Origin of the sequence: Bradyrhizobium sp. BR 10261, from assembly GCF_019455395.1 — a bacterium.
In the GTDB taxonomy this organism is placed as follows: Bacteria; Pseudomonadota; Alphaproteobacteria; order Rhizobiales; family Xanthobacteraceae; genus Bradyrhizobium; species Bradyrhizobium manausense.
The window spans coordinates 16,346-26,926 of the sequence record NZ_JACOFQ010000033.1; the positions used below are offsets into that span (position 1 = coordinate 16,346).

Genomic DNA, 10,581 nt, shown 5'->3' on the forward strand with positions numbered 1-10,581 from the left:
GAAAGGCAGGAGGACGACACTACCTCAAATTGCCCCTCGACGCCGACGCGCGGAGTCTGTAGCTCACATCAAGGGCAGCCGGGACCGGGTGGCCGGTGCGGTTGTCGTCTTTGGTGTGAGAGCATGAAACTCAGGGGGCTTCTGACATTTGCGATGGCCGCGCAGTCCGTCGTGACCGCCGCGGCTCTCTTTGCCTCCTATGCCGTGGCCGGCAGCGGTTTCGGCGCTGCCCAGATCGTTGCCCTGCTCGCAAGCGGCGCAGTTGCGGTGCTGCTCGCCCGCATTTGCGCACGCAGCATCGCGACGTCACAGCGCCAACGCCACACCGCCGAACTGGCGGAGCAGGCGCAGGCGCGCACGGGCAGCGCGCAGATGACGCAAGCCATCATCAGGACCGCGCTCGACGCCTTCATCCAGACCGATGACACCGGCATTGTCCTGGAGTGGAGCCTGCAGGCCGAGGCCCTGACCGGCTGGTCGCGGCTGGAAGCTCTGGGTGCCGACGTGGTCGAGTTGCTCGTCGCCGAGCCGCTGCGCCCAGGTTTCAGGCAGCGCATGATGCGCATCCTGCCGGAACTCCGCGATACGCCGATCGGCATTCGCTTCGAGGCAAACATCCTGCACCGAACCGGCGACGACATCCTGATCGAGGCGTCGAGCACCGCGCTGCGCATCGGTGACCGCTCCGTCATCAACGTCTTCGTCAAGGACGTGACGCAAAAGCGCGCGGCGGAGGAGCAGCTGATCCAGTCCCAGAAGATGGAGGCGGTCGGCCAGCTCACCGGCGGCATCGCGCACGAGTTCAACAACATGCTCACGGTCATCACGGGCACGATCGAGATCCTGGCCGAGGCCGTGAAGGACAATCCGCCGCTCGTCTCCATCACCAAGCTGATCAGCGAGGCTGCCGACCGCGGCGCCGCGCTGACCTCGAGCCTGCTGTCGTTTGCGCGCAAGCAGGCGCTGCAGCCGGCCGAGATCGACGTCAACGATTTGCTCGAGGAGCTTTCAAAGCTGCTGCTGGCAACGTTCGACAAGAAGATCGAGATCGTGCGGAAGCTCGACGGCAATGTCTGGCTCGCCTACGCCGACCGCGGGCAGCTCAGCGCGGCGCTGCTCAATCTCGCCATCAACGCCCGCGACGCGATGCCGGAGGGCGGCCGCCTGACGCTGACGACGCGCAATGTGGTGTTCGGCGTGCGCGAGGCCGTTGCGGTCGGCGCCGGCTACGCCGGCGACTATGTCGAGATCGAGATCATCGATACCGGCACGGGCATTCCGCAAGCGCACGTCGAACGGATCTTCGATCCGTTCTTCTCGACCAAGGAGGTCGGCAAAGGCACCGGCCTCGGGCTCAGCATGGTGTTCGGCTTCGTCAAGCAGTCCGGCGGCGGCATCAAGGTCAAATCCGAGGAAGGCCGCGGCACCACCTTCACGATCTATCTGCCAAAGGCAGAGACCAGCGCGTTGCGCCCCGCAAGCTATGATGCGCGCAAGATCGTGGGCGGCACCGAGACCATCCTCTGCGTCGAGGACGACCGCGACGTCCGCCGATACGTCACGGTCCAGCTCGAGAGCCTCGGCTACAAGGTCGTCCCCGCCGCCAATGCGACCGAAGCGCTTGCGATCGCGGCCAGCGGCACGCCGTTCGACCTGCTGTTCACCGACATCGTGATGGCCGGCGGCATCAACGGCCGCGAGCTTGCGGACCGGATGGTGGCCGCGCGTCCGTCGCTGCGGGTGCTGTTCACCTCGGGCTACGCTCACGATTCCCAGCACGCGCCGGGAAGCGCGACCACGGGCGCGCCGCTGCTGGCAAAACCCTACCGCAAGGCCGAACTCGCACGCATGCTGCGCCGCTCGCTCGATACCGCTGTCGATGCCGCGGGGGATGCGATCCCGACGCCCTATTCGGTGCAGGCCGATCTCGAGGGCTTCCTGCGCAGGCAGGCGGCCGAGGACAGCGCCACGCGATCCCGAAAATAGGTCTGCCTCTCGCTAAAGCGCGATGAGATTGGTCATCGCGCTTTAGCTCTTTGTTTGAGCATGATCTCCGCGCAAACGCGTTCCGCTGATGTCGCGAGGGAAAACCGCTTCACACTTTTCCAGATCATGCTTTAGCTCATCCGCCGTCGCAGCGTGGCCGACGGTGTCTCGCCGAATTTTTCGCGATAGGCTCCGGCCATGCGGCTCAAATGCGTGAAGCCGAGATCGAATGCGAGATCGGTGATCGAGACGTCGAATGACGCCTTCGCGAGCCGGGCGTGGAGACTGGCAAGCCTGATATCGAGCAGCATCTCCGAGATCGACATCCCGAAGTGACGGCGGAAGCCGAGCTGAAGCGCACGGACGCCGATGCCGGAGGCGCAGGCGAGCTGCGCGAGATCGAGCGGCTCATCGGCATTATCAGCAAGATAGTCCCGCGCAGCGCGGAGCGCGCGCGGCAGGCGCTCGGCTTGACCCGAGAACGTGGTGATCGCATCCGACAGGCCGTGCCGCTGGCCATTAAGCAGATGATCGAGCAGCACCTCGCGCCAATCAGCCATCGCCGTCGGCGAAAACCTGCCGCACGGTCCCAGCCGTTCGGCAAGCGTCATCAGCTCGGCAAGGCTGGCTTGCAGATGCCGGCCCGACGGCGCGCTCAGGTCGATCACGGGATCGAACTCGACCGCGCCCGCCGCCCTGCCCGACAGCGCCGCGGCACGCTGCTCGACCATGCGGCGATCGAGCAGCAAGATCGCTTGCGCACAGTCACGCCACGTCATCTGCGTCGCGATCGTCGGCGACAACAGCGAAGCAATCTTGCCAGGCGCGACGTCGAATCCGTTGGCACCTGCGTGAATATGGGCACTGCCTGTGAGCGGGACCTGGACAAGAAAGAAGCGATCGAGGCAGCCCGGATCGATGCTGACGATCCCGCCATAGCCGACATAGTTGATGGAAAAGCCGTCGAAGGCTGCGCAATTGTGCCGGGCCGAAAATCCGGACGCACGGGCCTGCGCCGGCTTGAGATCGTGCGGGCAGAAAATGCGACCGATCTGTTCGGCCGCTTCGTCGACATCATCGGTGGTGACGCGAGCGAACTCCGCAAGCCGTTCGGCTGCGGGCGCCCTTGCGGTCATTTCCTGCACGGCTGCGGACATGATCGACCACGCTTCGCGTCGCGGAATTGCTTTAAGCCTATAATAGTTCCGGGGATGCGAAAAGGGCCGTGTTGCAAATTCGCCGTGCTGCAGGGCAATAGCCACGGCCGGATTCGTTTAGCGGATAGACAGCCGCTCGCGTCTGGCTGAAGCTCCATCCTCGCCGGTATCCAACAGGAGGCGAGCCATGACTGCACTCGAAAAGGGCATTACCGCAAACGGCACAGGCTACGGCGGCAAGAGCTGGAATATCCTCGGGCAGGTCTACTTCCCCAAGGCCGTCACCGACTCCACCTTCGCGTTCGAGACCAATAGCGATCCCGGCCAGTTCGTGCCGGTGCATATTCATCCGACCCAGGACGAATTCATCCTGGTGCAGGAAGGCACGCTCGACCTCAAGCTCGACGGCGTCTGGGTCAAGGCCCATGCCGGCGACCTCGTGCGCATGCCCCGCGGCATTCCGCACGGCTATTTCAACAAGTCCGACAAGCCGTGCCGCGCGCTGTTCTGGGTCTCGCCGATGCAGAAGCTGGAAGCGCTGTTCAACCAGCTGCACAATCTGACCGACCCGGCCGAGGTCGTGCGCATCTCGGCGCTGCACGAGGTCGACTTCCTGCCGCCCGAGGCCAACGACTAGGCAACCGCCTCCTCGCGTCCACATTCACCTGCCTGCAGCCCCGCCGGCCGCACCTTGCGGCCGAAAGTGGCCGCTTGCACGCAAAACACAACGATTGCGAGCCATCCCATGGTCAGCCCCAAGCATGTCTGCGTGATCGGCGCCGGCGTCTCCGGCCTCGCCACAGCGAAAGCCTTCTCCTCCCGCGGCCACCACGTCACCATCGTCGAACGCAGCGCCGATCTCGGCGGCGTCTGGGAGCCGGCGCGCTCCTACCCCGAGGTGCAGACCCAAAGCCCCAAGGATCTCTACCGCTACACCGACCGCGCCATGCCCGAGACCTATCCGGAATGGCCGACCGGGCCGCAGGTCCATGCTTATCTTGCCGACTACGCGAAAAGCTTCGGTCTCGACCGCATGCTGCGCCTCAATACGACGGTTTCCGGCATGGCGCGGCGCACCGATGGCAGACCGGGCTGGACGCTCGCGCTGTCGGGCAAGGATGGCGCGACCAGCAACGAGGACTTCGATTTCGTCGCTGTTTGCACCGGGCAGTTCAACGAGCCGCGGGAGCTGCATTGCCCGGGCGAGAACGGCTTTCTGGCGGAGGGCGGCCAGATCCTGCATTCGTCGAAATACGGCGATTCCACGCTTGCGAAAGGCCGCCGAATCGTCGTGCTCGGCGGATCGAAATCGGCGACCGACATTGCCGTGAACGCGGTGAAAGCGGGAGCGCGCGAGGTCACCATCGTGATGCGCGAGCCGGTCTGGCGCATCCCCTATTTCATCGGCGGGCTCGTGAACTTCAAGCGCATCCTCTATATCCGCGCGCAGGAGGAGATGTTTCCGGGCTGGGGCCTCGGTGCGATGTCACGGCTCGCGTACCGTCTCGCGGCGCCCCTGATCTGGGCGAACTGGCGCGGCCTCGAGAGCCTGTTGAAAGCGCAGCTCAAGCTTGGCAAGTGCAAGATGGTGCCGAAAGAGCGGATCGAGGATGGCGTCAACTGCTCGGTGCCGATCGCGACGCCCGGCTTCTACCCGATGGTCGCCGACGGTCGCATCAAGGCGGTGTTCGGCACGTTCGATCATTATGAAGGCGACAGCATCGTGATGAGCGGCGGCGAGCGCATCGGTGCCGACGTCGCAGTTCTCGCGATCGGTTACAAGCTCGGCGTGCCCTTCCTTCCCCAGGCCTATCAGCAAAAGCTGGTCGATGCGGACGGGCAGTATCGGCTCTACCGCCTGATCGCCAATCCTGACCTGCCCGACCTCGGCTTCGTCGGCTTCAACTCGTCCTTCTGCACCGTGCTCTGCGCCGATCTCGCCGCCAACTGGCTGGTGCGCTATGCCGATGGACAGCTCGCGAACCAGCCGACGGAGCGCCAGATGCGCGACAACATCGAGATGATGCTGCACTTCAAGCGCGTGGAGCGACCGGCCGCCGGCGTCTATGGCGGCCTGTGTGTCGCACCTTATCACTACCGGCATTTCGACGAGCTGATGGCCGACATCGGCGCAAAGACCCGGAAGCGCGGCGGGCTCAAAGGACATTTCCTGCCGCCCGACGCCGATGCCTATGCAAAATTCCTGACGACGGCACCAGCGTATCAGGCAGCGGATTAGTTGGTGATGTGGGCCTCCTGGACCGCGTGATTGAACATCGCGTTCAATGCCGCCGTGATGTCGGCAGGCGTGTTCGCGGTGTAGAAAAAGCCCGGAGAGGCACAGTTCTGCAGGCTGGCCGGAATGTTCGGGATGTTCCAGTTGGCGTAATCGTCCTCGTCGCCGGCGAAGGACGTGTTGACCGGATTGATCTTCTGATAGGGAATGTACAGCACGGAGATGATGATGCCGCGGTTCTTCAGCGGCGTGCACGACGTGGCCGGGTTTATGGTAGTGGCATGGTTGCTGCCCGACCAGGAGCCGTTGGGAACGCCCTTGACCTGCGGATCCTGCGCGCCATCGGTGACGAGGAAGACATAGGGCAGCGTGTTGTTCCACGCGCTGCCGTCGCCCACACTCGTGATCAGCGTGTTCACGCTCGACAATGCCGTGTCGATATGCGTGCCGCCCGAGCCGAGGCTCGCATTCATGTTGGTATCGAGCAGCGTCGCCAGATTGGCCGCCGCATAGTTGATCGTCGACGGATTGGTCGTCGAACCGTTGATGCTGCTGGTCAACGGGAAATACGAGTACAGATAGCGGATGAAAGGATAGAGGCCGATGCGGAACTGGTTCGTCACCCTCGCCGTATTGTTCGCCGTGACGAACAGCTGGTTCACCGCATAGCCGACGGCGTCAAGCCGCAGCTGGATGCAGGAATCGGTCCCGTCGGTCGGGCAATTCGCCACCGTCGCGAGATTTGAGTAGAGCGAATTCGGCAGTCCGGAGACGATCGAGGACGGCAGCTGAACGCCCATGGGATTGGTGGCCTTGGGGCTGAGCAGGCCCCTGTACCCGCTCTGACTGACGCGCGAGATCGCGTAGCCGAGGCAATAATTGTTGGTGGGATAGCCTTGCGTGCCGGAATCCGTGCAGGCGCTGTTCTGCGGCGAGAAATGGCAGGCCAACGTGCAGCCCGTCGGATATTGCCGGTAGTTGTCGGGATTGATCGACTGCATGCGCTGCGCTTCCGCGGTGGTCGAGGGAAGGCCCATCGAGCCCGAGACGTCCAGCGTCAGATAGAAATCGAGATACAGCGGCAGCGTCGTGGACGAGGACGAACTGCCGGTCACGGTCAGCTTGTGGTAGCCGAGAAGCTGCATGAAGGTGACGGGGACGTCCGCACTGAATTGCACGGACGCCGACAATCTCGATCCCGATTTGGTGACGGTGCTCGTTACACCCAGATTGGTGTAGCTGTTGGCGAACCCGGTGACGTTTCCGTTGAAGATGTTGTTCGCTTCCGTAACGCCGGCGGCAACCGATCCGTTCGACGTCATCGCCATCGCGGCGTTGTACCCGGCCGAGTTGACCGAGATCGAGGCCACGCTCGCCGCATCCGCCGAACTTTGCAGCTTCGCCTTGATGCGCGTCGCCATGCTGTAGTCGATGGCACATCCAATCGACGCAATGAGCGGCACGAGCGCGATTGCAAAGATGGCGGCGACATTCGCACGGGAGTCGCGCTGCCATCGCGACAGGAGCCGGCCAAGGCGCTGTACCATTCCAAAATCCGGCATTGCCAAGCCTTCTCGACGGTTCGCGGAAAAATGATTGACAGGAGTCAAAAGGGTCATGAGACGAAACAGTCGCCGGGACCAGCGCTTGGTTAACGAAGATGATAAACTTCGCGTAAAAGGCCTCGCGTAGCCCCCGGGACATGACGGTACATTGTGCAGGTCGGGCGCTACCGAATCGTAAAGTTGTCCGGTGAAAAGTGGGCCCATCCCTCCTCCCGACCACCCCTCGCCAACCCGCATCTTTGGGGCTTACGATCTCCCCGGAAGCCGAATCGGCAGGCCCGGGAACCTCGCGATGCGAACACGATGTTATGCCGCCGCTGCGGCGATGGCCCTGTTCCTCATAACGCCCGCCTCGGGACAAGGCGCGCCGACGCCGGCGCAGTCGCAGGCATCAGCCGCTTACGAGCACGCGCTCGGTGAGTTCAAGTCGATCCTTGCCGAGCGGCGCCGCCAGATCGAGACCAAGCAGCCGCTGCCGAACCTGCCGGGCCAGGCGCTTTATCTCGCCCGCGTCGCTGTCATCAGCACCTACAAGGATCTGACCGATGCCATGCCGTCGCGGATCGGCCAGCCGAACAAGTTCGGGATCCCTCCGCCCTATTTCGACGCCGCGATCGAGCCGCTGGTCGACGAATATGCCGATATCTTCGAGATCATGGAGGCGCCGCCCGCGAGCGCTCAGAATTCGCCGACACCGTTCAAGGACGTCGTCGATCTTGGCACCGCGATTGCGCGCGCCAAAGGGCTTGCGCCTGCTGACGCCGAGGCCGCGGGCCGCATCAGCCTCGGTCTCTTCTACGCCGAGACGAACGGCAAGCAGAACGTCCGCAACGCACGCTCGAATACCTATATGGGCAGCCTGCAGACCGGCCCATCCGAGGACCGCAACGGCCAGCGCAAATGGGAAGCGATCAAGGGCACGATCGCGGCCATCGATCCGGCTTTGAACGCGCGCGACGACAAGGAAGAGGCGCGGTCCCGCGGCACCGACCGCCGTTTCAATCACTGGACCAACGTCCGCGACGGCCTCATGAACGCGCATGCGGAGCTGTTTGCCGAAATCCCCGCGATCGTGAAGACGCTGCCCGATCCGATCGAGCAGATGAAGCTGTTCGAGCTGATCCAGATCATCCCGACGCCGACGCGAGCCGCGCTGAGGTCCGGCGATCTCCTGAACTACAGGGTGTCCAATCCCACCATCATGAAGCACTTGCGCAACAACAGCATCTTCGCCTTCGGCAAGGTCGACCGGGCGCGAAGCTCGGCGAGCTTCCGCGAGATTTTGGGCGCGATGTGGCTGTTCAAGCGGAAGTTCGACAAGGCGATGGTGAAATATGCGGAGATCAGACCGCGCTAGAGCGTCTGCGAGTCAGTATATCCAGTCCAATCCAGGAATGTTCAACCATGCTCACCGTCTATGGCGAAGGCCGCGGCTTCCGTGTTGTTTGGCTGCTTGAGGAACTCGGATTGGCTTATCGGCTGCGCCCGGTCGATCTGCTCGCAGCCGAGAAAGATTTAGATTTCCTTGCGGTCAACCCCGGCGGCTTCATTCCGGTGCTGCAGGACGGCGACACGATCATGGTCGAGTCGATCGCGATTCTTGAGTATCTGCTCGCCCGTCACGGCCCGAATTCGCTTGCCGTCGCCCCCGATGATCCTGCCTTCGCACCCTATCTGCAATTTCTCCACTTGGGCGAGGCCGGGCTTGCCGGGCCGATGAATGCAGTCCTTATCGGTCGCCAGCTGGCGCCGGAAGCCGAGCGAGGCGCCCGGGTGACGCGCTGGGCAGCCGAGACCTTCGAGAGCCGGCTGGGGTTGGTCATCCGTCGCCTCGCGGATTGCCCCTATCTCGTCGGCGACCGATTCACTGCCGCCGATATCTCGGTGAGCTACGCCCTCCTGCTCGGCCTGCGAACGGGCAACTACGTCCCTGGTCCGACCGAGCGGGATTATCTCGTGCGCACGACGGCACGTCCTGCCTACGCCCGAGCGATGGAAAGCTGCCAGGCCACCAAGGCTTGGGCGGCGAGATCACCCGGATTGTAGGGAACTTCATGGGAGGAAGCGTTCGTTCTCCACCTTGTAGCCATCCGTTTCCCGCAAAGAAATCATTCGCGATCTAACGAAGCCAGGAACTGATCTGCGATCGCACGCCATCGCTCGGGAGAGAGCCGCTGCAAATGGCCGTCACCGGGGACGCCGTGAAGCAGCTCGAAGCGCGCGTTGCCGCCTGCGGCTGCGAGCGCGTCGTGATATTCGCGGATGAGGTCTTCCTTGTAGAGGCGGTCGTTGTCGGCATAGAGCCAGAGCTGCGGGACCTTGGCCGCGCCGCGGCCGGCATTCGCACGGTGCAAGGCCCACGACTGCCACGGCTATGGTGTTCCACGGCCCGGCAATTGTTGGTAGCCTGCCGCACCGACAGACCACCATCGGGGGCCACCGAATGACCTCAGCGAATTCCGTCCATCCCGGACCGTTTCACGGCGCGCGGAAACATATCGGGCGGGGGCTGGCCGCCGCGGTGGCGGTGGTTGCGCTCGCCGGCTGCGAGGACAAGAACGCCTACGTGGCGCCGCCGCCCCCGAAAGTCGATGTCGCCACACCCATACAGCGCCCGGTCACGCGCTACGTCGAGGCTACCGGCAACACCGCACCGATCAAGAGCGTCGATCTCGTCGCGCGCGTGCAGGGTTTTCTGCAAACGATCGACTACACCGACGGCACCTTCGTCAAGCAGGGCACCCAGCTGTTCACGATCGAGCCCGAGACCTACAAGCTGAAGCTCGAGCAGGCGCAGGCCGCCGAGGCCGGCGCGCAGGCCTCGCTCAGGCAGGCGGAAGCTGATTTCAAACGACAGGCGGAGCTCGTGCAGCGGCAGGCGGTCTCGCAGGCGACGCTGGACACGTCGACGTCGACCCGCGACAACGCCCAGGCCAATCTCCAGCAGGCCCAGGTCAACACCAGGATCGCGGAGCTCAACTACAGCTACACCAAGGTGAGCGCGCCGTTCGACGGCATCGTCAGCGCGCATTTGGTCTCGGTCGGCGAGCTGGTCGGCGCCTCCTCCCCGACGCAGCTTGCGACCATTGTTGCCATGGACCCGATCTGGGTCAACTTCACCGTCAACGAGCAGGACGTGCTGCGCATCCGGGCCGAGGCGCAACGCCGCGGACTGACGGTGGCCGAGCTCAGACAGTTGCCGGTCGAGGTGGGCCTCCAGACCGAGACCGGCTATCCGCATGAAGGCCACCTCGACTACGTCTCGCCGACCCTCAATACATCAACCGGCACGCTCGCCGTGCGCGGCGTCATCCCCAACGACAAGCGGGTGCTGCTCCCAGGCTATTTCGTCCGCGTCCGCGTGCCCTTCGACCAGGACAAGGACGCCCTGCTCGTTCCTGATACGGCCCTCGGCAGCGACCAGGGCGGCCGCTATCTGCTGGTGGCCAACAAGGACAACGTCGTCGAACAGCGCAAGGTGCAGATCGGCCCAACCGACAATGGCCTGCGCGTGATCGAGAGCGGCCTGCGGCCTGACGACCGCGTGGTCATTTCGGGGCTGCTGCGCGTGATCCCGGGCCAGAAGATCGATCCGCAAGAGACCAAGATCGAGCAGCCGCAGGCGTCTGCCAAGTGA

General features: G+C 63.8%; 9 protein-coding genes. 6 read left to right on the forward strand and 3 right to left on the reverse strand.

Going from position 1 to position 10,581, the window contains the following annotated elements:
* Positions 1–123 precede the first annotated feature (123 nt).
* Positions 124–1,986, forward strand: a complete 1,863-nt coding sequence (locus tag HYH07_RS29850) for an ATP-binding protein (protein ID WP_220005822.1) — start codon at positions 124–126, stop codon at positions 1,984–1,986.
* Positions 1,987–2,117: 131 nt separating this feature from the next.
* On the opposite strand, the gene HYH07_RS29855 is transcribed toward HYH07_RS29850, so the two are convergent.
* Positions 2,118–3,143: an AraC family transcriptional regulator gene (locus HYH07_RS29855; RefSeq protein WP_220005823.1), complete on the reverse strand. Its 1,026-nt coding sequence runs from the start codon at positions 3,141–3,143 to the stop codon at positions 2,118–2,120.
* A gap of 187 nt (positions 3,144–3,330) precedes the next feature.
* Here HYH07_RS29855 and HYH07_RS29860 point away from each other — a divergent pair, with 187 nt between their 5' ends.
* Both HYH07_RS29860 and HYH07_RS29865 read left to right on the forward strand, forming a co-directional pair.
* The gene (locus HYH07_RS29860; RefSeq protein ID WP_057743125.1) at positions 3,331–3,780 is read left to right on the forward strand and encodes a cupin domain-containing protein; all 450 of its coding nucleotides are present in this window, start codon (positions 3,331–3,333) and stop codon (positions 3,778–3,780) included.
* A 108-nt stretch (positions 3,781–3,888) separates the two neighbouring features.
* On the forward strand, positions 3,889–5,382 hold the full coding sequence (locus HYH07_RS29865) for an NAD(P)/FAD-dependent oxidoreductase (protein ID WP_220005824.1): 1,494 nt from the start codon (positions 3,889–3,891) through the stop codon (positions 5,380–5,382).
* On the opposite strand, the gene HYH07_RS29870 is transcribed toward HYH07_RS29865, so the two are convergent.
* A complete protein-coding gene (locus HYH07_RS29870) occupies positions 5,379–6,926 on the reverse strand; it encodes a TadE/TadG family type IV pilus assembly protein (protein ID WP_228749835.1) in 1,548 nt (515 codons plus the stop codon). The genes HYH07_RS29865 and HYH07_RS29870 overlap by 4 nt on opposite strands.
* 310 nt (positions 6,927–7,236) lie before the next feature.
* Between HYH07_RS29870 and HYH07_RS29875 the strand changes: the two genes are divergently transcribed.
* Both HYH07_RS29875 and HYH07_RS29880 read left to right on the forward strand, forming a co-directional pair.
* The gene (locus HYH07_RS29875) at positions 7,237–8,301 is read left to right on the forward strand and encodes a hypothetical protein (RefSeq protein WP_220005826.1); all 1,065 of its coding nucleotides are present in this window, start codon (positions 7,237–7,239) and stop codon (positions 8,299–8,301) included.
* 47 nt (positions 8,302–8,348) lie between these two features.
* Positions 8,349–8,990: a glutathione S-transferase family protein gene (locus HYH07_RS29880; RefSeq protein ID WP_220005827.1), complete on the forward strand. Its 642-nt coding sequence runs from the start codon at positions 8,349–8,351 to the stop codon at positions 8,988–8,990.
* Between the two features lie 62 nt (positions 8,991–9,052).
* Here the strand turns inward: HYH07_RS29880 and HYH07_RS29885 are convergent, their stop codons facing one another.
* Positions 9,053–9,298, reverse strand: coding sequence for a hypothetical protein (locus HYH07_RS29885; RefSeq protein ID WP_228749836.1), 246 nt, complete (start codon positions 9,296–9,298; stop codon positions 9,053–9,055).
* 89 nt (positions 9,299–9,387) lie between these two features.
* Between HYH07_RS29885 and HYH07_RS29890 the strand changes: the two genes are divergently transcribed.
* A complete protein-coding gene (locus HYH07_RS29890) occupies positions 9,388–10,581 on the forward strand; it encodes an efflux RND transporter periplasmic adaptor subunit (RefSeq protein ID WP_228749837.1) in 1,194 nt (397 codons plus the stop codon).